This window comes from Nocardioides alcanivorans, from assembly GCF_021555175.1.
In the GTDB taxonomy this organism is placed as follows: Bacteria; Actinomycetota; Actinomycetes; order Propionibacteriales; family Nocardioidaceae; genus Nocardioides; species Nocardioides alcanivorans.
The window spans coordinates 36,115-57,759 of sequence record NZ_JAKGRW010000053.1 but is presented as its reverse complement, the minus strand read 5'-3'; the positions used below and the strand labels follow the sequence as shown (position 1 = coordinate 57,759).

Here is a 21,645-nt window from a genome sequence, read left to right as displayed (position 1 = left end):
ATTTGGTGACGCAGTCTGACGTTGGAGGTACGGCGGAGGTCAGCGTGGGGTGCGCGGATCGAGCGGCACGACCGACGGATGCCCGGTGACGGGATCGGGCACGACGATGCAGGCGAGCCCGAAGACCTCCTCGACGAGGTCGGCGGTGAGTACGTCGTGGGGTGTGCCGGAGGCGACCACGGAGCCACTCTTCATCACGACGAGGTGCGAGGCATAGCGCGCGGCCTGGTTGAGGTCGTGCAGCACCGCAACCACCATGCGCCCGAGCTCGTGCTGGGTGCGCAGCAGCTCGAGCACGTCGTACTGGTGGGCGATGTCCAGGAAGGTGGTGGGCTCGTCGAGCAGCAGGATCGGGGTCTGCTGGGCGAGCAGGAGGGAGATCCAGACTCGCTGGCGCTGCCCGCCCGAGAGCTCGTCGACGAAGCGGTCGGTCAGGTCGGTGACGTTGGTGGCCGCCAGCGCAGAGCTGACCGCGACGTCGTCGGCACGGCTCCACTGGCGCAGTGGACTGTGGTGCGGTTGCCGGCCGCGGGAGACGAGATCGGCGACCCGGATCCCGTCAGGGCTGATCGCGCTCTGGGGAGCAGCCCGATGCGGCGGGCGACGTCCTTGCTGCGGTGGCGCTGGATCTCCTTGCCGTCGAGCAGGATCCGCCCGGCACTCGGCGTCAACACCCGCGCGAGCGACTTCAGGAGCGTCGACTTGCCGCACGCGTTGGGGCCGACGATGACCGTGAACCCGTCATCGGGCAGCTCCAGGTCGAGATCGCGGGCGATGACCCGACGCTCGTAGGCCAGCGTCGCCCCCTCGACCGCGAGCGCAACCGGCTCGCGGTCGGAGGCAGCGTCCGACGGAGCTGGCATCAGCCGAGGATCTCCTCGATGTCCTGGAGGATCTCCGTGGCGCCGAGGACGCCGATGCCGACCATCCAGGTCTCGTCCTCGACCTCGTGCGTCGCGTCGGCCTTGACCGCGGGAAGGTCGCCCCACAGCTTGGTGACCGTCGCCATGGTCGTTGCCTGGGGGTCACCTCCGGGGTTGGTGAAGAAGACCAGGTCGCCGGTGATCTGCTCGTAGAGCTCGGGGAGAGCTCCGCCATCGAGTACTCGTCCCACGTGCGCTCGCCCAGGTCGAAGCCCATTTCGGTGAGCACCGAACCGGAGAACGTCTCGGGGCCGTAGAGACGGAAGTTGTCGGGGCGGAAGCGGACGATCGAGGCGGTGCGGCCTTCGGCTCCGACCTTGTCGCCGACCTCGGCGATGCGCTCGGACAGGTCGTCGAGCAGCCCGTCCATCTCGTCCTCGGCCTGCACGGCGGCGGCGGTGATCGTGGCCTGCTCGGTCCAGTTGGTGCCGGAGTCGATGGAGAAGACGGTCGGGGCGATGCCGGAGAGCTCGTCATAGATCGCCTCGTGGCGAACCTTGGCGCCGATGATCAGGTCGGGCGCCAGGTTGGCGATCGCGTCGATGTCGGGCTCGGCGGTCAGGCCCACGATCTCGACGTCGCCGAGCTTGTCGGCGAGGTATGGCGGAGCGCCGCTTCCCGCGCCGGACTCGGTGATGCCGACCGGCGTCTTGCCCAGGGCGACCAGCGCGTCGAGGTGCGGGGAGTCCAGCACGACGATGCGCTCGGGCTCGCCGTCGACGACGGTCTGTCCCATGGCGTGCTGAACGGTGTAGGCGTCGGCGCTCTTGGGCGAGTCGTCGTCGGACGAGCAGGCAGAGAGGCTGAGCGAGGCGGCGAGTGCCGTCACCAGCACGCCGGGCAGCGCGCGCTTGCGGAAGGAGGAGAAGAACATGGCCGACATCCAATCACAGGTCAGGTTAGCCTTTCCTGAGCGCGTCTCGTTAGGGTTCCGGCGTGCCCGAATCGCCATCGACGCAGGTCGACCCTGATGTCGCACCGCCTGCCCTGCCCGGGATCAGACGTCGCCGGGAGTTGCCGATAGCCGTGTCCGTGGTGGTCGCGAGCCTGGCGATCGCGATGGTTCTCAGCGTGGCAGTCGGTGCCCGTTCGGTGCCGCCGATTGACGTGGTGCGCGCGTTGTTCGGCCACGGCGCGGAGGGTGTCGTCGCCATCGTCGGCGACCTGCGGATGAGCCGTACGGTGCTCGGCCTGGTCTGCGGTTGTGCCCTCGGCGCGGCAGGTGCTCTCATGCAGGCAGTGACCCGCAACCCCATCGCGGACCCGGGGATCCTCGGCGTCAACGCCGGTGCAGCACTCGGAGTCGTGCTGGGCATCACGATCACGGGTGGGATGGGGCTGGCCTCGACGGTCTGGTTCGGCCTGGCCGGCGCCGCCTTCGCCTCGGCTGTCGTGCTGGTGCTCAGTGCGAGCCGAATGGCAGCCGGTTCGCCTGTCCGCCTCACCTTGGCCGGCGTGGCGCTGGCGGCAGTCCTCTCGGGGATCAGCCAGGCGATCGTCGTACTCGACGAGGAGGTGCTCGATGCCTATCGCTACTGGCAGGTCGGCTCGCTGACCGCACGGCCGGTCGGTGAGGTCATGGGTGTGGTGCCGCTGATCGTCGCCGGTGTCCTGCTCACGTTCGCCATGCTCCGCGGCCTGGACGCCGTCGCACTCGGCGACGACAGTGCCGTGGCCCTGGGGGTCAGTCCGACCCGCGTCCGGCTGCTCAGCCTGGTGGCGGTCTCGCTGCTGGCAGGAACCGCCACCGCCCTGGCCGGTCCCATCGGCTTCATCGGCCTGGTGGTACCGCACCTCGTGCGGGCCATGGTCGGCCCCAGCCTCCGGTTGATCGTGCCCCTGTCGATGGTGCTCGCACCGGCCCTGCTGCTCGTGGCCGACGTGCTCGGACGGATCATCGGCGGCGGCGCGGAGACGCCTGCTGGCGTGGTCTCGGCCTTCATCGGAGCGCCGATCCTCGTGCTCTTCCTGACCGTGGGACGTCGGGTGGCGGTGTGACGGGCGAGGGTACGCCGCCCGTTCGCGAGCGCAGCTCCCTTCCCGTCGGCCACCGAGTGCTGCGGCCCCGCGGGAACGACGGCTGGTCGTTGCGGTTCGAGGTCCGTCCCGCAGTGGTGACCGTGATTCTCGTCGTGCTGCTCGTGAGCGTCGTGCTCGCCTCCTTGGTGATCGGCGAGTTCCGGATCACCGCCGCCGACGCGGTGTCGACCCTGCTGGGCAACCCGCCCGACCGGATCACCGACTTCTTCATCTATGAGCGGCGACTGCCCCGAGCCCTGGTTGCCGTGGTGGTGGGTGCCAGCCTGGCAACGTCCGGTGCCGTCTTCTGTGCGCTGACCCGGAACCCGTTGGCCAGCCCGGACATCATCGGAGTCACGCAGGGCGCTTCGGCGGGCGGTGCCGTCGTGCTGTTGCTGCTGGGCGGAGGGCTTGCCCAGGTCGCCGCCGGCGCCGTGACCGGTGCCGTCGTGACCTCGGGCCTGATTGCGCTGCTGGCGTGGTGGCGTGGTCTCAGCGGTGCCCGGCTCGTGCTGCTCGGGGTCGCTCTCGGAGCCGTGGCGAGCGCGATCGTGGCACATCTGCTCGCGCGGGTCTTCGTGGCCAGCGCGGTCACCGCCCAGACCTGGTTGATCGGCTCGTTGCAGGGCCGCGGCTGGTCGGAGCTCAGGTTGCCGCTCCTCTGCCTGGTCCTCGCCGGTGCGGTGGTGTGGAAGCAGTCGGCGAACCTGCGCGCGCTCGCGCTGGGCGACGAGGTCGCCGTCGCACTGGGCGTCCGGGTCGGCCGCACCCGAGCCCTCCTGCTGGTTGCCGCGACCCTGACCGCTGCGTTCGCGGTCGCCACCGCTGGCCCGATCTCCTTCGTCGCCCTGGTCGCGCCCCACGTGGCGCGGATGCTCACCCGCAGCGACCGAGTCCTTCCAGCGGCCCTCGTCGGTGGTCTGCTGCTGCTCGTCAGTGACCTGGTCGCCCAGCATGCCTTCGCGTTGCCGGTGCCGGTCGGAGTGGTCACCGTCGTGCTCGGCGGGCTGTTCTTCCTCGGTCTCCTGTGGCGGGAGGGGCGCCGTGGCTGAGCCCGTGCGACGGCCACGGAACCGGCACCGGAGCGAGAGCTGGCAGCCGACGGTGCTGCGTCGCCTCGCCGTACGACGCCTCGAGCAGGTGAGTGGGTCGGTACGCCGGGTGGTGTTCGCCGGCGACGAGTTGGGAGCCTTCACGCGCGCTGGGCAGGGGCATGCGGCAGTGACCAGCCCCGCTTTCGACGACGTGGTCGTCCTCTGCCTCCCGATCCCGTCACAGGGGCCACCGCGCTGCCGGTGCCCACGGCGGGCGGAGGATTGGGGCCGTCGGACGCGGGCGTGGTCGTGGCGCGCGAGTACACGGTGCGCCGCCTCGCCGCCGGCGAGCTGTGGGTCGACCTGGTCATGCACCCGGAGGGTGCTGCGATGGACTGGCTCGCCTCGGTCGCTCCGGGTGACGAGGTGGTGGTGGTCGGGCCGCGGGTGAGCCGTGCGCTGCCGCAGGTCAACGACCTGGTGGTCATCGGTGACGTCACCGCACTGCCCGCAGTGGCCCGCCTCCTCGAGACCTGGCCGGCCGGCCTCAGGGGGAGGTGCTGCTCAGTGTGCCCGTCCGGGAGACGGTGCCGCAGCTGAGCGTCCCTGACGGCGTACGCGTGCGCGTCGTCGACGATCCAGCTGGCGCTGCAACGGAGCTGCTGCGGGCGCTGGAGGATCTCCCCTGCCGGTCGGCTTCGTCTGGGCCGCGGGGGAGTCCGCGGTGGTGGGCGACGTACGCCGGCGCCTCGTCGCGCGTGGTCAGGACCCGGATCGGATCCAGTTCACCGGCTACTGGCGGCTCGGCGGACCGCTGTGAATGGTCAGCGCAGGGAGTAGGTCGCGAGCGAGACGCCGACGTAATGGGTGATGAACGCCAGGATCGTGAACGTGTGGAACACCTCGTGGAACCCGAAGTAGCGCGGCCAGGGGTTGGGGCGCTTGAATCCGTAGACCACGCCGCCGAGCGTGTAGAGCACGCCGCCGACGGCGACGAGCACGAGTGCGGAGATGGCGATGCCCGCCTGGAAGCGGCCGGCGCCGTCGATGAACTGAGGGATGAAGAAGAGCGCTGCCCAACCGAGGGCGATGTACATCGGGGTGTAGAGCCAGCGCGGCGCATCGGTCCAGAAGACCCGGAAGAAGACGCCACCGATCGCGGCGACCCACACCACCGAGAGCAGGGTGGCCTGAGCAGTCCCCTCCAGGAAGAGCAGCGCGAACGGCGTGTAGGAGCCAGCGATCAACACGAAGATGTTGGCGTGGTCGAAGCGTCGCAGCACCGCCCACGTCCTCGGTGACCACGTGCCGCGGTGGTAGACGGCCGAGACTCCGAAGAGCACCAGCGCGGAGACGACGAAGACCGTCGAGCCGACCCGGGTGGACGTGGTCGGGGAGAGCACGATCAGCACGATGCCGGCAGCGAGGATCAGCGGCACGGTCGCTGCGTGGAGCCAGCCGCGAAGTTTCGGCTTGAGGTCGTCGAGCCGATCCTCGACGCGGTCGACCAGGTCGTCGAAACCGTCGCGGACCGCGTCCACGCGCGTACGGATCATGTCGTTCATGGTCCACAACTTACCGGACCGTAGGTTGGCGGTCAGATGAATGCGTCGCACCTCACGCGGGGAGGTCGGTGGTTACCATCAACCTGTGGCGAAGTGGAAGCAGGCGATCCGGCGCGCGCTCTATCCGGCGTACGAGGCGCGGATGGTGCGTGCCCTGCCGATCGACCGCCTGCCCAAGCACATCGGGGTGATGCTCGACGGCAACCGGCGTTGGGCGAAGGCCGTCGGCGCCGACACCGCGCACGGCCACCGGGCCGGCGCCGCCAACATCGAGCCGATGCTGTGCTGGAGCGAGGAGGTCGGTATCGAGGTGGTCACCTTGTGGCTGCTCTCCACCGACAACCTCAACCGGTCGCCTGCCGAGCTCGAACCGCTGCTGGGGATCATCGAGGAGGCCGTGCTCTCGCTCGCTGACCAACGGCGTTGGCGACTGCACCCGGTGGGCGCGCTCGATCTCCTCCCGCAACCCACCGCGGAGCGGCTCAAGGAGGCTGAGGAGGCCACCCGCGACGTCGACGGCATGCTGGTCAACATCGCCGTGGGTTACGGCGGCCGTCGCGAGATCGCCGACGCGATGCGCTCGATCCTCCTCGAGGAGGCTGCTGCGGGCACCACGATGGAGGAGCTCGCGGCCAAGATCTCCGTCGAGCAGATCGGTGCCCACCTCTACACCAAGGGCCAGCCCGACCCCGACCTCGTCATCCGGACGTCCGGGGAGCAACGCCTCGGGGGCTTCCTCCTCTGGCAGAGCGCCAAGAGCGAGTTCTATTTCTGCGAGGCCTTCTGGCCCGACTTCCGTCGTGTCGACTTCCTCCGGGCCCTGCGTGCCTACGCCGACCGCGAGCGCCGATTCGGCCAATGACTCGTGGATAGTCCCTGACGAACTTGTAGTCCTTCCTGCGGTTCCGCGACAAATCCGTCCGGGACTATCGCTGCTGGACGCGGACTGTTCACGTGGCCGCAACCCCGCGCACGGGCGTGTCTCCCGAATCGACAGGCCTCGCGAGCTAGCGTCGAAGGCGTCGACCGGTGGGGAAGCCGGACCGATGCCAGGAGGCCCGCTCGTGAGCATTCACGACCAGAGACGAGACACCACGGCGATCATCGTGGGGTCTCGACGTGGAGGCCGGCGCCCCGGCCTTCGGGTGTCCCGGCCCACCTGTGTGAGTTGACCGGGCGCGGGTGCGCCCCCGGTTGGAGGTCAGTCATGGCAGCCAAGCAGACCGTGAACTCCGTGCGCACCTATGTGCTCGACACCAGCGTCCTGCTGGCCGATCCCGGCGCGATCCGTCGGTTCGACGAGCACGAGGTGGTCCTCCCGGTGGTCGTGATCACCGAACTCGAGGGCAAACGCCACCACCCCGAGCTGGGCTACTTTGCCCGGTCCGCGCTGCGGATGCTCGACGAACTGCGGGTGCTGCACGGGCGCCTCGACAAGCCGGTGCCGATCGGCGAGGGCGGTGGCAGCCTCCGCGTCGAGCTCAACCACACCAACCCCGAGGCCCTGCCGAGCGGCTTCCGCCTCGGCGACAACGACACCCGCATCCTCGCGGTTGCCAAGAACCTCGCTGAGGAGGGCGCGGACGTCACCTTGGTCTCCAAGGACCTCCCGCTGCGCATCAAGGCCTCCGCGGTCGGACTGGCCGCGGAGGAGTACCGCGCCGAGTCGGTCCACGAGTCCGAGCGCGGTTGGACCGGGATGGAGGAGCTCGACGTCGGCGCCGACGTGATCGACGAGCTCTACGAGGACGGCACCCTCCTGCTCGACGACGCCCGTGACCTGCCCTGTCACACCGGGCTGGTGCTCCTCTCCGAGAGGGGTACGGCGTTGGGCCGGGTCGGTCCCGACAAGCAGGTCCACCTCGTCCGGGGTGATCGCGAGGCCTTCGGTCTGCACGGTCGCTCGGCGGAGCAGCGGATCGCGCTGGAGATGCTGCTCGACCCCGAGGTCGGGATCGTCTCGCTGGGCGGCCGGGCCGGCACCGGCAAGAGTGCCCTCGCCCTGTGCGCGGGGCTCGAGGCGGTCATGGAGCGTGGCCAGCACAAGCGCGTGGTCGTCTTCCGCCCGCTCTACGCCGTCGGCGGCCAGGAGCTCGGCTACCTGCCCGGCACCGAGAACGAGAAGATGGCGCCGTGGGGCCAGGCTGTCTTCGACACCCTCGGTGCGGTGGCCAACCAGCACGTGATCGACGAGATCGTCGACCGCGGCATGCTCGAGGTGATGCCGCTGACCCACATCCGTGGCCGTTCCCTGCACGACGCCTTCGTGATCGTCGACGAGGCACAGTCGCTCGAGCGCAACGTGCTGCTCACCGTGCTCTCCCGCATCGGCGCCAACTCCAAGGTCGTCCTCACCCATGATGTCGCCCAGCGCGACAACCTCCGGGTGGGACGCCACGACGGAGTGGTGGCGGTGGTCGACAAGCTCAAGGGGCACCCGCTCTTCGCCCACGTCACCCTCACCCGGTCGGAGCGCTCGCCGATTGCCGCCCTGGTGACCGACCTGTTGGAGCACGTCACCATGTGAGGGACGCCGCTGCCACGTGGGCCCTGCCGTGATGATCGCCTTGCGACAGGGCCCACGTGCGTGCCGGCTGGGACTCATGTGACGGGAGTGGCGGCGTACGACCAAATGATGTGTCGCGAGTCCCACTTCTTGGGCGGGTCGTTTTGCCCGGGGAGGTGTGGTCGGGCATGGTGGTCCGCGGACCGCAGCTGGCTGGGGAGCACGAAGCGGTCCACTGCCCTGTCGTCGAGCCCCGAGTTGGCCTGTGTCGAAACACAAGTTGTACGTCGCGAAGCACAAGGCGCCCGTCGCCAGCAGGTCCAGGCGGATCGTGCGCAGCACCGTGATCATGTCTGGCATCGCCGTGGCCGCGACCGGTGCGACGGTTGCCACCGGAGTCCTCGGCGCAAACGCTGGGCAGGTGGCCGCCAGCAGCGCGGGCGCCGACCTGATGGCGGTCTCGGCAGACACGACACTCGATGCCGACGTGCTCAATCAGCGTGCCCAGGCCGAGCCGGTCTCCCGTTCCGGCCTGCGCGACGAGGTGGACCGCCGAGACGTGGCCGCCGCCACGGCCGAGCCGGCACTGCTGAGCGCCGAGACCGAGGGCAACGCGATCACTCGTACGGAGGATCACTCCGACGGTGACCCCAAGGAGATCGCCAAGGTCCTCCTGGCCGAGTTCGGCTTCGGATCCGACCAGTTCTCCTGTCTCGACTCGCTGTGGACTCGCGAGTCCAACTGGCGTTGGAACGCCGACAACCCGACCTCCAGTGCCTATGGCATCCCGCAGGCGCTTCCCGGCTCCAAGATGGCGTCGGCGGGTGCGGACTGGGCGACCAACCCGGTCACCCAGATCCGCTGGGGCCTGGGCTACATCCAGGACCGCTACGGCACGCCGTGCGGTGCGTGGGGCCACAGCCAGTCCCACAACTGGTACTGACCGGAGCACCCGGTGCAGGTCGTTGATCTTGCCTTCGAGACGCAGCTGCTCATTGCCTGCTCGGGTCTCGTCTTCCTGTGGGCCCTTGCCCTCGGGGTCCTGAAGTATCGCCAGATCCTCGCGTCACCAGCGGCGCAGGCACACGTGTACGTCGACATCGCCCACCGGGCAGCGCTCATGTATGCCTTCGCGCTGCTCCTGCTCGCGCTCTTCGCCGAGCTGAGCACCTGGCCCACCGCCGTGGACGTGGTCGCCGCCCTGGTGCCGGCCGCCTTCTTCGTGGCGGCGATCGCCTCCTACCAGTGGCACGGGATGCGACGTGACACCGACAACCAGCTCCGCCACCCGCAGCGCGGCGTACGCGGCTTCATGGCCGCGTTGGTCATTGGCGAGATCGGTGGCAGCGCCGTGCTCTTCGCCGGGTTCCTGAAGGCCTGGCTGGGCTGACCCGGCAAGCAGCAGCTGCGACTTCGTCGGGTCAGGTGGCGTGGGTGGCCAACACGCAGCGCGCGCCGGTGTAGATCGACGGCATGCACTTGTTGCAGTGGATGCACAGCGACTTGGTGTCGGCGTCCTCCTGGATCCGACGGAGCAGGTCGGGCTGGCGGAGCAGTGCTCGGGCCATGGCGACGAACTCGAAGCCCTCGGCCATGGCCTTGTCCATCGTCTCCTTGTTGGTGATGCCGCCGAGCAGGATGAGCGGCATCTTCAGCTCCTCGCGGAACTGGCGCGCGTCCTCGAGCAGGTAGGCCTCCTCGTAGGGGAACTCACGCAGGAAGGCGCGCCCACCCATCTTGATTCCCCAGCTGAGCGGCTTGGGGAAGACCTTGGCGAACTCCTTGCGCGGTGCGTCGCCACGGAAGAGGTACATCGGGTTCAGCAGCGAACTGCCCTCGGTCAGCTGGAGCGCGTCGAGTGCGCCGTCGGCTTCGAGCCAACGACCGACCTGCAGGCTCTCCTCGAGGCGCAGCCCGCCGGGGACGCCGTCGTCCATGCTGAGCTTGGCGGTGACGGCGATGCGGTCGCCGACGGCTTCGCGCACCGTCTTGGCGATCTCGCGCGCCATCCGGGCTCGGTTGGCCAGCGGCCCACCCCAGGCGTCCTTGCGCCGGTTGAGCAGGGGGCTCAGGAACGAGCTGGTCAGGTAGTTGTGGCCGAAGTGCAGCTCCACGGCATCGAAGCCGGCCTCGATCGCCAGCAGTGCGGCGGCGGCGTGGGCGTCGATGATCCGACGGATGTCGGTGTCGTCCGGGCGGTGGGTGCGGGCCATGCCGAGCGGGCTGAAGAGCCGGCCCGGCGCGATCGCAGGCAGCCGGTTGGAGGCGGCGTTGGCGACCGGACCGGCATGACCCAGCTGGGCGCTGGCGGCGGCACCCTCGGCATGGATGGCGTCGGTGAGCCGGCGCAGACCAGGGACGGCCTCGGGGCGCATGTGGATCTGGTGGCGGTCGGTGCGGCCTTCGGGGGAGACCGCGCAGTAGGCAACGGTGCTCATCCCCACGCCCCCGGCGGACGGCGCCCGGTGGTAGTCGATCAACTCGTCGGTGACGAGTGCGTCCGGCGTGCGTCCCTCGAAGGTGGCCGCCTTGATCACCCGGTTGCGCAACTGCACCGGTCCCAGGCGAGCAGGGAGAAGACGTCGTTCATGGATGGACCTCCGCGGCAAGACCTGCAGTGACGAAACGGTGGATCGTGGCAGTGGCGGCACGGGAGAGCGCCCGGCCGCCTCCGAGCGGGTCGCCGAACTGCGTGAGCACGAGGTCGAAGGCGAGCATCCAGCGCACCTCCGCCTCGCGGGTCGTGATCCCTGGGACGCGTGCCTGGAGCAGGTCGACCCACGGGGCGAGGCTGAACCACTCTGCGGCCCAGGCCACGTCGCGGCGGCCCAGCACCAGACGGGCGAGCAGATGCAGGTGCATGCGGCCGCCGGGTTCGCGGGCCAGGTCGGCCAGCGGATCGATCAGGGCATGGACGCAGTCCGCGAGGGTCGCCGCGTCAACGAGCGCTGCGAGGGAGTCCTCCCACACCGGGCCGAGGCGCTCCTGCAGCAAGGTGGCGACGAGACCGTCCTTGCCGCCGAAGTGGTAATGGACCGCGGCCACGTTGGCCTCGGCGTCGGCACAGACCGCGCGCAGCGACAGGCTGTCGTAGTCGCCCTCGAGCAGCAGTCGCTCAGCGGCCGCCAGCAGGCGGTCGCGCGTGGAGGTCCTCGACGGGGGCACGCACTGATTCAAACATGTTTGAATCAGTGCTTCAAAATGCTCCGTGGGTCAGGAGAGCTTCTTCTTCTGGATCTTGCCCATCTCGTTGCGGGGAAGGCCTGCGACGAAGCGGACCTCGCGCGGGCGCTTGTGAGCGGAAAGCTCACTGCCGACGTAGGCCGTCAGCTCGGTGGCGAGCTCCGCCTCGTCAGCCACCTCGCCCCGGGCAACGATGAAGGCCACGATGCGCTGGCCGAGGTCGGGGTCGGGCAGGCCGACCACGGCGCACTCGCCGACCGCCGGGTGGCCCAGTAGCGTCGACTCGATCTCGCCGGCCCCGATTCGGTAGCCGCCGGCCTTGATCAGGTCGACCGACTCACGACCGACGATCCGGTGCTCGCCAGTGGGCGCGATGCAGGCGACGTCACCGGTGCGGAACCAGTCGTCGGCGGTCCACGACTCGGCCGTGGCGTCCGGGCGGTTGAGGTAACCCGAGAAGACCGTGGTTCCACGCACCTGGAGCTGCCCGACCGACTCGCCGTCGTGGGGCACGTCGTTGCCGTCCTCGTCGCGCAGGCGAGTCTCGACGCCGGTGATCGGCACACCCACCCACCCGGCCGCAGGGGTGGCGTCGGCGCGGGTCGCGACGGTGATGAGGGTTTCGCTCATGCCGTAGCGCTCGACGATCTGGTGGCCGGTGAGCTGCTCGATCCTCTCGAAGACGGGGACCGGGAGTCCGGCGCTGCCGGAGACGAGCAGTCGGGCGCCACGGAGGTGCTCGGCATGTTCGGGCGCTTCGGCGACCCGGCTCCAGATGGTCGGCACGCCGAAGAACATGGTGGCTCCGTTGCGACCGGCCTCGGCATAGCGGTCGGGGGTGCCCTTGCCGGTGTGTACCAGGCCGCCGCCGACGCGCAGCGGGCCGAGGACGCCGAGGATCAGGCCGTGGACGTGGAAGAGCGGAAGTCCGTGAGCGAGCACGTCGTCAGCGGTCCACGCCCACGCGTCGATCAGCCCGTCGAGACCGGCGGCCACGGCTCGCCGCGGGATCAGCACGCCCTTGGGCAGACCGGTGGTGCCGGAGGTGTAGAGCACGAACGCGATGTCGTCGGGGGAGCTGGGAACGGGTTCGGGGGCAGCGCGCGCCGTCAGGTCGATCGGCAGGTGCTGGAGGTCGGGACCTTCGGCTCGCGCGGCCTCCGACGGAGTCGGTCCCAACCAGAGATCGGGGGAGCTGTCGGCGAGGACGTGACGCAGCTCCGCGGCGCCGGAGTCGGGCGGGACGGGCAGCACCTGGACGCCGGCGAGCAGGCCCGCGACGACTGCCACGACGGTCTCCATGGTGGGCGTCGCGTTGACCGCGACCCGGCTGCGGCCACGCAACTGCGCCGCCGTTGCGCTCGCTGCCCCCAACAGCTCCTCGGGGCTCAACGTCACCCCGTCGACCGTCAGCGGGTGGCGCCCTGTGCGATCGGTCAGGGCGGGGAGCAGGTCGTGCGTCATCGGGGCACCTCGTCGGGATCGGCAGCGTCTTCGCTGCGATCCTCCCGCATCGGAGTGACCCCACTCCACGTGGCCGGCCACCACGAAAGGCGGCATCGTCCGGCAACACCTGCCAAAGCGGACGCGTCCACGGGGTTCGTCCCGGCACTCCCGCAGGTTTGCGTGGGAGTCAGCCGCGCGCGACGAACATGGTGACGTGACCGGCGTACTGCCTCGGCTCGTCGAACTCCGGCAACCGCCACCGTACGTCGTCACTGCCGGAGTCGAGATAGGTGAGCGCCGCTGCCTGGTCGTCGAAGACCGCCAAGGTGTGGAAGTCGGAGCGGACCACTTCGGAGAAGTGCTCCCGCAGTTGCTCCTCGCCGTTCTCGCTCGAGAAGCGGGGCCGGAAGGGCTTGCCACCGGCCTCGACGCGCAACTCGGCGAGGTGGTCCTCGCCGATCGTGATCACGACGAAGATGCCACCGGGGCGCAGCACACGACGTACCTCCGCGAGGGCGGTGGCCCGGTCGCGCACGTGGTAGAGCATCCAGAGTGCGGCGACCGCGTCATAGGAGTCGTCGGGCGCGCGCAGCTCCGTGGCGTCGCCGACGCGGGCCTCGACGCCACGCTGCTTGGTGAGCTCGACCATGCGGGCCGACTGGTCGAGGGCGGTGACGTGGATCGGTCCGGCCGCTTGGAGCCGGGCGGCGAAGGCGCCGGTGCCGCAGCCGAGCTCGAGCACCTCGCGGGCGCCAGAGGCGACGATGCTGTCCAGCGCAGCGGTCGCCGGGTCGCCCTCGGGGCCGGGTTGCCAGAAGCCGCGTCGCAACTCGAGACGCTCCTCGGTGAGGTACTGCTGATGGACGGCACCGATGTCTTCCATGTCCTCGACCGTAGTCCGCAAAGCCAACAAGGTGAATGGCTGGAGCTGACCAGATGTGGGCCAATCGAGGGTGGGGCCGGCGCCTCCTCGGCATCCGGCCCCACCACACGGTCGATCAGTCGGAGATCACTTGACCGTGACGACCCCTTGGACCTTCATCTTCTTGACCTTCACGGTGACCAGGTAGCGGCCGGCCTTGGGGGCCTTGACCTTGACGCCGTTCTTCTTGGTCTTCACCGTCTGCTTGACGGTCTTCAGCTTGCGGTTGGCGATCGGCTCCCAGCGGACCTTCGCCTTGACACCCTTCGCGACGTTGCTGGTGCCGAACAGGACAGCCTTGTTCTTCTTCGCCTTGGCCGGGAGGGCTGAGACCGACGGCTGGGGCTTCGGGTCTGCCTCACCGTTGAGCGCACGCACCAGCGCAGCCACGTCGGGCACGTTCTTCACGTCGACCGAGCGGTCGGCGTCCAGCACGCCGAAGGTGACCCAGCCGGCCTTGAGCATGGCGGTGTCCGAACCCGGAGCAGGCGTCTCTGTGCCTCGGGCACCCACGACCTTGTACTCGATCTCGTCGGTCTCCGGGTCGTCGACGGAGTCGTCGTAGGTGAACGCGGCCGCGGATGCCTGCGCGTTCGCCGTGTAGGCGACGCCCTTGGGCTCGGTGAGCTCGTCGGTGAGCTCCGGATAGTTGATGTTGAGGAACTGGCCGCGCGGCAGCACCGGGAGTCCGCGGTCGAGCAGGTCGACGACGAGGTCGGCGGTCTCCTCGTAGGCGCCGGGCGCGTCAGGGGTGTAACCGGCGACGGTGCTGACAGCGAGTGCCGGGATGTCCTGCATGCCCGTGGCGATGGTGGCTGCGCCGATGGTGCCGGAGAAGTTGGTGTCGAAGCCGGTGTTGGAGCCGACGTTGGTGCCCGAGATGACCAGGTCCGGCTTCTCGTCCAGCACGACGTCGAGCGCGAAGAGGACGGTGCCGGCCGGGCTGAGGTCGACCGCCCAGATGTTCTCGTCCTCGGGCACGGGCTGCGAGGCGGAGGTGTTGCCGCTGAACTGGATCGAGGAGCTGACCCCGCTGTAGTTCTTGGCCGGCGCCACCATCGTGACGTTGTGGCCGGCTTCCTTGAGGGCGTCGTAGACGGCGTTGATGCCAGGCGCGTCGTATCCGTCGTCGTTCGTGATGAGGATGTCGAGAGCCTCGGTGGGCAAGGTGGTGGGCGCGGCCTGCGGCGCGGCGCCCGGGCCGGCGGAAGCGACGAGCGTGGGGGTGGCGGCGATGGCGACGGCGAGTACGGCGACGCCTGCCAGGGCAGTGCGGGACATCAGGTGATCCTTCCGGGGGCTGTGTGACCTTCTTCACAGGTCCCGCAGAAGATAAGGCACGTGCCTTATTCCCTCGGAGAGGATTTCCGGCGACCGGGATCAGGGTCGCGTCATCGACTCCACGTCGAGCGCCGCGTCGAGCTGCTCCAGGGTGAGCTCGCCACGTTCCACGTAGCCGAGCGCCAGGACGGTCTCGCGGATCGTGCGTCCGTCGGCCAGGGCCGACTTGGCGATCTTCGCCGCGGCCTCGTAGCCGATGTGCCGGTTGAGGGCGTGACCACCGACGGTGACGACTCCGCGTAGCGACGCATCCGTTCGACGTCTGCGGTGATCCCATCGATGCAGCGGTCGGCCAGCAGCACGGTGGAGGTGGCGAGGATCCGGACCGACTCGAGCAGGTTGCGCGCCATCATCGGCATCATCACGTTGAGCTCGAAGTTTCCGGCTGCGCCTCCGGTCGCGACGGCGGCGTCGTTGCCGATCACCTGTGCGCAGACCATCAAGGTGGCCTCGGGGAGCACCGGATTGACCTTGCCCGGCATGATGCTCGACCCGGGCTGCAGGTCGGGCAGGTGGATCTCGGCCAGGCCGGTGGTGGGACCGCTCGACATCCAGCGCAGGTCGTTGCAGATCTTGGTGAGGCCGACGGCGATGGTGCGCAGGACCCCGCTGAGCTCGACCAGTGAGTCGCGTGCACCCTGCGCCTCGAAGTGGTTGCGGGCCTCGCTGAACTCCTGGCCGGTGCGCTCCGAGATCGTCGCGATCACCTCGGCGGCGAAGCCGGGCGGGGTGTTGATGCCGGTGCCGACCGCGGTGCCGCCCAGGGGCAGTTCACGCACCCGGGGAGTACGTCGGCAAGCCGCTCCCCGGCATACCTGACCGTCGCCGCCCAGCCGCCGAACTCCTGGCCGAGCATCACCGGGGTGGCATCCATGAGGTGGGTGCGGCCCGACTTCACGACATCGGCGAACTCGGTGGCCTTGGTCTCGAGCGACGTGGCGAGGTGGGCGAGTGCTGGCAGCAGGTCCTCCGCCACGGCCAGCGCCGCGGCCACATGGATCGCGGTCGGGAAGGTGTCGTTGGAGGACTGGCTGGCGTTGACGTGGTCGTTGGGGTGCACCTCGACGCCCGCAGCCTTGGCCAGTGAGGCGAGCACCTCATTCATGTTCATGTTGGAGCTGGTGCCGGAACCGGTCTGGAAGACGTCGAGTGGGAAATGTCGGGCGTGCTCGCCGGCGGCAACCTCGGCCGCCGCGGCATCGATCGCCTCGCCCTGTTCGGCCTCGATCACTCCGAGTCGGGTGTTGACCACCGACGCGGCGCCCTTGACCAGCGCGAGCGCGCGCACCAGTCGCGGCTCGAGGGTGGTGCCGCTGATCGGGAAGTTCTCGACGGCGCGCTGGGTCTGCGCCCGCCAGAGTGCGTCGGCGGGGACCCGGACCTCGCCCATGGAGTCGTGCTCGATGCGGTAGTCGGTCATGGCATCGAGCCTATGCGGTGCCTGGAGAAGCCCCGTCCAACCGGCCGTTGGCACAGGAGGGAGCTCAGTCGACGACTCGTGCGCTGATTGCTGAGCGCGCCCGGATTCGGAGGATCAGGGTGAGCGCTGCCTTGAAACGGTCGTTGGGATCCTCGAGGCTCCAGCCCATCACGGCCTCGATCCGTCGGAGTCGGTCGGCGACCGTGCTGTGGTGAACATGGAGGCCGTCGGCTGCGCGACGCAACGTGCCGTACATGAAGAACGCCTCCAACGTGTCGATGTCGATCGCTCCCGACTCGGTGGCGGCGATCTCATCGAGGCGGCGCAGGTCGGGGTGGGCCAGCACCTGGGCAACCGGTAGGTGGGTGATGAGCTCGAGGGCGCCGAGCTTCTCGTGGGCTATCGCTCGCCGACCGTGCCATCGCGAGGAGGTGAACTCCAGTGCTCGCCGAGCCTCCTCACGAGAACGGGATGCCTCCAGCACGTGGACACGGGTGCCGATCCCGATCCAGGGACCTCGCTCGTCGGGCGTCACCTGGTGGCTGGGGTGCCCCTCGGCGATCTGCGCATGCAGGTCGAGTGCCAGCTGCGCTGCGCTCACCTCGGGAGCCCGGACGACGAAGCAGGTGAGGTCGTCGCGGGTGGCGCCGCGGTGCACCTTGCGGCCGGTGAGCTCGGCGATCATCGCCGCGATCCCGGTCACGGAGCTGTTGGTGTCGGTGGTGGATGCGACCAGCACCTGAAGGGAGTGATGGGGGTCGATCCCACTCAGTTCAGCGGCGCGGATGCGCCGGTCCCAGCCTTCGGAGTCGGAGAGCAGCAGATCGACCAGGCCGCTGTCACCCAGCGAGGGCGGCGGCATCGAGCTGCTCCGGAGTTGCTGCAGGAGGCGCAGTGCGGCCATGACCCGCTGCGCCAGCAGATCGTCATGCGGTTGCGCCGCGCCCTCGCGCTCCAGCCAGACGGTCCAGTCGTCCGAGCGCCGTGGGGTCACCAGGTGCGGTGCGGTCGGCACACGCCCGGCGGCGTCGTACCGTGCTGTCGCGCCGCCGGGGGCCAGGGCACCGACGGGGCAGCCCGCCATCTCGGCGGCGGAACGGAGCAGGTCGTCGGGGGTCACCTGCTCCTCGACCAGGCGGTCGAATCGGGCGGTGAGCTCCATCGCGACGTCCCAGGGGCCGTCGGCTGCGTTCATGGAGCGGAAGTCTAGAACGCGCCCACCCGACGGGCGGCGTGTGGAGCGGTCGGATCTGCCGACGACCGTCGGGTGACTCGGGACACGGCGCGCTGCGAGCGTGGGACCAACGCCGAGCTCGGGGCCGGCGTCCTGGATTCGTGTTCGACTCACTGGAGGAATCAGACCGATGGCTGTCATCGACCCCACCCGCACCTGGCGCCCGCTGGAGGAACGCCTGGCCACGACGACGAGCGAGCGTCAGCGCGTCGTGCTCGGCATCGTCATCGAGCACATGAAAGCGGAGTCGGCGCCGGATCTCGACGCCCTGATGGCGACGATGGCCCCGAACCCCAACTATCACTTCTGGAACGGCGGCAAGGACACCGGCCCGAAGGGCTTCGACGTGCTGCGTCAGTACTACGCCGACTTCGTGGCGAGCCGCACGAACGTGCTCGAGTTCGAGATCGACCGTCTCGTGGTGGACGACGACTGCGTGGTCACGGAGGGCTACCTGAAGCAGATCTACCCCGGCGACGTCGCCGTGGCGGCTGGTCTCGCCCAGGACGCGTCGACCGCGTATCTGGTGGTGAACCGCCAGCTCATCCTCTGGCCCGTGGATGCCGACGGCAAGCTGGTCGCCGAGGACTCGTACCAGAGCGGCCCGACCAGCATCACCGCAGTCGCGCCCGCCGACCTGCCACAGGCCTACGTCGACATCATGGCGTCGGCATGACGCGACGCCTGGTTCGCGTCGCTGCGGGACTCGCGGCGGGGTTGCTGCTTGCGGCGTGCAGCGAGAGCGTCGACCACGGTGCCTCGACCGACGACGCCGTGATCTACAAGGATGGCTTCACCGTGATCGAAGCGGTGGATGCGTCGCCCACCAAGGGCGGGCAGCTGACCTTCGCCGGGCTGGGGAGCCGCGTTCGCTCGACCCTGCGGTCACGATCGCTGCCGGCACCACTGGCGGTGTCGAGATGCTCAACATCTACGACTCGCTCACCCGGTACGACGTCGCCACGGCCACCTTCGTGCCGCAGTTGGCCGAGTCGGTCGAGACAGCGGACGGCGGCACCACCTGGGTGGTCGAGCTGCGTGAGGGACTGAGCTTCAGCGATGGATCACCGCTGGATGCTGCCGCGGTCAAGCGCAGCCAAGAGCGGTACGTCGCCACGCCGGGGCCGGAGGCCGGCCTCTGGGCTGCCAACGTCGAAGGGATCGCGGCGGCCGGTGCCACGGTGACCTACACCTTGCGCCAGCCGTGGATGTCCTTCCCGAGCGCGTTGAGTACGGGTCCCGGCATGATCGTGGCCGACTCCTCCGGCTCGGGGAGGGGTTCAAGCCCGTCGGTGCCGGGCCGTTCCTGCTCGACCGCTGGGCGCCCCAGGAGGAGCTGGTGCTCAAGGCGAACCCCGACTACTGGGCCGGGGCACCGGCACTGAAGTCGCTACGTTTTGTCTACATGCCGCACCAGCAGGCGAGCCTCGACTCGCTGGCATCCGGTGAGGTCGACATGACCTTGGTGACCGACCCGGAGAAGGTGGCCCCGCTGATCGAGGCGGGTACGCCGGCGTACGTGAGCATGGTCGGAGTAGGCAGCATGGTGCTGGTCAACGCGAGTGAGGGGCGTGCGGGCGCGGACCCGCGGGTGCGGCAGGCCATGGCCCTGGCTGTTGCTCCGGAGTCGGTGTCGTCCAGGGCATACGGCGGCAAGGCGCTGGCATCGACGACGATGTTCCCCGACTACTCGCGGTGGCACTCCAGCACGGTGGGCCCCGAGAACGACCCGGATCGGGCGCGAGAGCTGGTGAAGGATGCCAAGGCGGACGGCTTCGACGGCAAGCTGGTCTACCGCAGTGTCAACGACCCGGGCGCCCGGAACTCGGCACTGGCAGCCAAGGCGTCGCTCGAGGCGGTGGGCTTCGAGGTCGAGCTCGACTTCGCCCGTGACATCTCGCAGCTGATCGGCAAGGTGGCAGTCGAGAGGGACTACGACCTCGCCAAGTGGGGGCTGAACTACCGAGACGCGGACCCCTTCTCGAAAATGTATGCCACGTTGCACTCCGAGGGCGGTCAGGGCTTCGGCATGGCGACCAGCCCGGAGCTGGATGCCCTGTTGCTGGAGCTGCAGGGGGCAGAGGTCGACGCTCAGGGCATCGCCGTCATGGACAAGATCCAGCAGAAGATCAACGAGCTGGTGCCGTTCTTGAACTTCGGTCCATTCGCCGAGGTGATCACTTGGAACGACAACGTGCATGACATCACGGGCAGCGGCAGCACCATGGTCCTCTTCGACACGGCCTGGGTGGAGGGCTGATCCTCGTCCTCCTTGCTCAGCGTCTGCTGACGTAGAGCCAGTAGGTCTCGGCGCGTGGGCCGAGCGCCACCTCATGGGAGGCGGCGGTGCAGTTCCCGACGACGGAACGCATCGCCGCCTCCAACGGGTCGCTCCGCGCAGCGGACCAGATCGTCAGCACCTGCCGGGTGGCGCGGGCGGCTACCTCGAGGAAGGGGGTTCGTAGAGCGCTGCGTTGTGGTCGTGCACGAGATGGTCGGGCCCGTTGTCGACGTCCAGCAACACCAGGTCGTACGTCGCGGGGGCGGCGTTAGCCAGCACCTCGGCGACGTCTCCGATCACCAGCCGAGCGCGTGGATCGCGGAGCAGAGCTGGACCCTGCGGCACGGTGCCGTCGAGCATCCAACCGGCCAGGCTCTCCTCGAGTTCGACGCAGGTCGCGATCTCGACGCGGTCGTCGGCGAGCACCTCGGCAAGGGTGTAGCCCAGACCGAGGCCGCCGACGAGGACCCGGGTGGGGTGGTCGACGAGGGCGAGCGCCCAGCTGGCCAGCGCTCGTTCGGAGCTCGTCTCGACGGTGTCCATCACGAAGACACCGTTGACCCGGAGCTCCAGCACCTCGACGCCGTCACGCTCGCGCCGGTGCAGCGTCACCTCCCCGCGGGGCGAGTGGGCTCGCGCAATCTCTGTGGCGGCTCGGGTGTCGGGCACGGTCAACTCCTCGTGGGAGACGGCGGTGTCGTCGTCAGTGTGGCCCGGTCAGGTCAGGAGCACCAAGGCGAGGGGCACGACGGTGACGGTGCAGGTGCCGAGCACGGCGACGGTGACAGCACGCCACGGCAGCGGCCACAGGCTCCGGGCGATGATGCCCAGGCCGAGACAGGCCATGGCGCCGGCGAGCATGAAGGTGGCAGCGGCGTCGAGTCCGGTGAGCAACATGGCGGGCATGAGTCCGGTGGAGCGGAGGAGGGCGGCCACGAGGAAGCCCGCGACGAACCACGGAACCAGTGGCACGGCGTCCGTTCCGGGAGTGCGCGCGGAGCGGACGGCGAGAGCGTGCACGGGCGCCAGCAGCAGCACCCGGGTCAGCTTCACGCTGACCGCGACGGCGAGCGCCGTGGGACCGAGCAGGGTGCCGGCGGCGACGACCTGCGCGACCTCGTGGATGCTCGCCCCTGCCCAGATGCCGGCATCGAGGTCACTGAGTCCGAGCATTCCGGCCAGCAGCGGGATCACGGCGATCCATGCGGTGCCGAGAACGGTGACCAGGGCAAGCGCAACGGCAACGTGTCGTTGCTTGGCGCGCACACCGTCCTGGACGGTGGCGATCGCGGCTGCGCCGCACACGGACACCCCTGCGGCCAGCAGGTGGGCGAGGTCGTCATCGAGGCCGAGCCGCCGTCCCAGCCAGCGCGTGGTGGTCAGCGAGATCGCCACGGTGAGGACCGCGATGAGCACGCCGCGGACGCCGATCGCCACCAGGTGGTCGACGGAGAGCCGGAAGCCGATGAGCAGGATGCCGAGCCGCAGCATCAGCGTGCCTACGCCTGCAGTGGTCACGGCGTCGAGGTGGCGACGCAGGCCCGGGCTGGCGGCGTTGGTCGCCAGTGCGCCGAGCGCAAGGGCGACGAGCAGGGGACTCACCCACCCGAGCAGCTGCCCGAGCCACATCGAGAGCACCGCTGCGCCGATGGGCAGCACCCAGGGCGACAGCAGGCGGTGGTGCGTGGTGTGGTGCGCGGGTCCGGTCATGGCACCAGCCTCCCGCGGAACCGCGGCCGGCGGCAGACCTCGCCACCGCACCACCCCATAG

At 69.4% G+C, this 21,645-nt stretch carries 23 protein-coding genes and 1 pseudogene; 11 read left to right on the top strand and 13 right to left on the bottom strand.

Translation table 11 applies throughout. The features are described 5' to 3' along the window. Positions 1–39 precede the first annotated feature (39 nt). The 3 genes from L1066_RS28120 to L1066_RS22355 are packed head-to-tail and all read right to left on the bottom strand — an operon-like array spanning position 40 to position 1,797. Positions 40–459, bottom strand: a complete 420-nt coding sequence (locus tag L1066_RS28120; RefSeq protein ID WP_312008588.1) for an ABC transporter ATP-binding protein — start codon at positions 457–459, stop codon at positions 40–42. Further along, positions 432–728, bottom strand: coding sequence for an ATP-binding cassette domain-containing protein (locus tag L1066_RS28115; protein ID WP_312008586.1), 297 nt, complete (start codon positions 726–728; stop codon positions 432–434). Before L1066_RS28115 ends, L1066_RS28120 begins: the two co-directional genes overlap by 28 nt. Before the next feature lie 13 nt (positions 729–741). Next, on the bottom strand, positions 742–1,797 hold the full coding sequence (locus tag L1066_RS22355) for an ABC transporter substrate-binding protein (RefSeq protein WP_235738587.1): 1,056 nt from the start codon (positions 1,795–1,797) through the stop codon (positions 742–744). A gap of 62 nt (positions 1,798–1,859) precedes the next feature. Between L1066_RS22355 and L1066_RS22350 the strand changes: the two genes are divergently transcribed. From L1066_RS22350 to L1066_RS27185, 4 genes are all read left to right on the top strand, one after another. Then, entirely contained in the window at positions 1,860–2,921 is a 1,062-nt protein-coding gene (locus L1066_RS22350; protein WP_235738586.1) for a FecCD family ABC transporter permease, read from the top strand. Then, positions 2,918–3,994 (top strand): FecCD family ABC transporter permease, encoded by a 1,077-nt coding sequence (locus tag L1066_RS22345; RefSeq protein ID WP_235738585.1) that lies wholly within the window; start codon positions 2,918–2,920, stop codon positions 3,992–3,994. Before L1066_RS22350 ends, L1066_RS22345 begins: the two co-directional genes overlap by 4 nt. Positions 3,995–4,279: 285 nt before the next feature. Further along, positions 4,280–4,576, top strand: coding sequence for a siderophore-interacting protein (locus L1066_RS27190; RefSeq protein WP_312008562.1), 297 nt, complete (start codon positions 4,280–4,282; stop codon positions 4,574–4,576). Between the two features lie 85 nt (positions 4,577–4,661). Next, a complete protein-coding gene (locus L1066_RS27185) occupies positions 4,662–4,796 on the top strand; it encodes an SIP domain-containing protein (protein WP_283095574.1) in 135 nt (44 codons plus the stop codon). A gap of 4 nt (positions 4,797–4,800) precedes the next feature. Here the strand turns inward: L1066_RS27185 and trhA are convergent, their stop codons facing one another. Further along, on the bottom strand, positions 4,801–5,541 hold the full coding sequence (trhA, locus tag L1066_RS22335) for a PAQR family membrane homeostasis protein TrhA (protein WP_235738584.1): 741 nt from the start codon (positions 5,539–5,541) through the stop codon (positions 4,801–4,803). An 85-nt stretch (positions 5,542–5,626) separates the two neighbouring features. Between trhA and L1066_RS22330 the strand changes: the two genes are divergently transcribed. From L1066_RS22330 to L1066_RS22315, 4 genes are all read left to right on the top strand, one after another. Beyond that, entirely contained in the window at positions 5,627–6,403 is a 777-nt protein-coding gene (locus tag L1066_RS22330; protein ID WP_312008560.1) for an isoprenyl transferase, read from the top strand. A gap of 345 nt (positions 6,404–6,748) precedes the next feature. After that, positions 6,749–8,068: an RNA 5'-3' helicase PhoH2 gene (gene phoH2 / locus L1066_RS22325; protein ID WP_235738583.1), complete on the top strand. Its 1,320-nt coding sequence runs from the start codon at positions 6,749–6,751 to the stop codon at positions 8,066–8,068. Positions 8,069–8,312: 244 nt separating this feature from the next. Next, positions 8,313–8,990: an aggregation-promoting factor C-terminal-like domain-containing protein gene (locus L1066_RS22320; protein ID WP_235738582.1), complete on the top strand. Its 678-nt coding sequence runs from the start codon at positions 8,313–8,315 to the stop codon at positions 8,988–8,990. 12 nt (positions 8,991–9,002) lie between these two features. Continuing rightward, positions 9,003–9,437, top strand: a complete 435-nt coding sequence (locus tag L1066_RS22315; protein WP_235738581.1) for a hypothetical protein — start codon at positions 9,003–9,005, stop codon at positions 9,435–9,437. Positions 9,438–9,468: 31 nt separating this feature from the next. Here L1066_RS22315 and L1066_RS22310 read toward each other — a convergent pair whose 3' ends face one another. The 7 genes and pseudogenes from L1066_RS22310 to L1066_RS22280 form a co-directional block, all read right to left on the bottom strand. Beyond that, on the bottom strand, positions 9,469–10,656 hold the full coding sequence (locus L1066_RS22310; protein WP_283095568.1) for an NADH:flavin oxidoreductase: 1,188 nt from the start codon (positions 10,654–10,656) through the stop codon (positions 9,469–9,471). Beyond that, complete coding sequence (locus L1066_RS22305) at positions 10,634–11,212, bottom strand: TetR/AcrR family transcriptional regulator (protein WP_235738579.1); 579 nt, start codon at positions 11,210–11,212, stop codon at positions 10,634–10,636. Before L1066_RS22305 ends, L1066_RS22310 begins: the two co-directional genes overlap by 23 nt. A gap of 48 nt (positions 11,213–11,260) precedes the next feature. Then, on the bottom strand, positions 11,261–12,694 hold the full coding sequence (locus L1066_RS22300) for an acyl-CoA synthetase (RefSeq protein WP_235738578.1): 1,434 nt from the start codon (positions 12,692–12,694) through the stop codon (positions 11,261–11,263). Positions 12,695–12,863: 169 nt separating this feature from the next. Next, positions 12,864–13,559, bottom strand: a complete 696-nt coding sequence (locus L1066_RS22295) for a class I SAM-dependent methyltransferase (RefSeq protein WP_235738577.1) — start codon at positions 13,557–13,559, stop codon at positions 12,864–12,866. 126 nt (positions 13,560–13,685) lie between these two features. Beyond that, positions 13,686–14,879, bottom strand: coding sequence for a 5'/3'-nucleotidase SurE (gene surE / locus L1066_RS22290; RefSeq protein ID WP_235738576.1), 1,194 nt, complete (start codon positions 14,877–14,879; stop codon positions 13,686–13,688). 99 nt (positions 14,880–14,978) lie between these two features. Next, positions 14,979–16,359 (bottom strand): annotated as a pseudogene (locus tag L1066_RS22285) (class II fumarate hydratase). A gap of 64 nt (positions 16,360–16,423) precedes the next feature. Beyond that, positions 16,424–17,554: a PucR family transcriptional regulator gene (locus L1066_RS22280; protein WP_235738575.1), complete on the bottom strand. Its 1,131-nt coding sequence runs from the start codon at positions 17,552–17,554 to the stop codon at positions 16,424–16,426. Between the two features lie 169 nt (positions 17,555–17,723). Between L1066_RS22280 and L1066_RS22275 the strand changes: the two genes are divergently transcribed. From L1066_RS22275 to L1066_RS22270, 3 genes are all read left to right on the top strand, one after another. Continuing rightward, positions 17,724–18,269, top strand: a complete 546-nt coding sequence (locus L1066_RS22275; RefSeq protein ID WP_235738574.1) for a nuclear transport factor 2 family protein — start codon at positions 17,724–17,726, stop codon at positions 18,267–18,269. A 244-nt stretch (positions 18,270–18,513) separates the two neighbouring features. Continuing rightward, positions 18,514–18,978, top strand: coding sequence for an ABC transporter substrate-binding protein (locus L1066_RS27180; RefSeq protein ID WP_283095567.1), 465 nt, complete (start codon positions 18,514–18,516; stop codon positions 18,976–18,978). Beyond that, positions 18,900–19,853: an ABC transporter substrate-binding protein gene (locus L1066_RS22270; protein ID WP_376707722.1), complete on the top strand. Its 954-nt coding sequence runs from the start codon at positions 18,900–18,902 to the stop codon at positions 19,851–19,853. The genes L1066_RS27180 and L1066_RS22270 overlap by 79 nt, the downstream gene beginning before the upstream one ends. Before the next feature lie 180 nt (positions 19,854–20,033). Here the strand turns inward: L1066_RS22270 and L1066_RS22265 are convergent, their stop codons facing one another. Both L1066_RS22265 and L1066_RS22260 read right to left on the bottom strand, forming a co-directional pair. After that, positions 20,034–20,543, bottom strand: coding sequence for a spermidine synthase (locus L1066_RS22265; protein ID WP_235738573.1), 510 nt, complete (start codon positions 20,541–20,543; stop codon positions 20,034–20,036). 48 nt (positions 20,544–20,591) lie between these two features. Further along, positions 20,592–21,584 (bottom strand): YeiH family protein, encoded by a 993-nt coding sequence (locus L1066_RS22260; protein ID WP_235738572.1) that lies wholly within the window; start codon positions 21,582–21,584, stop codon positions 20,592–20,594. Positions 21,585–21,645: the final 61 nt, after the last annotated feature.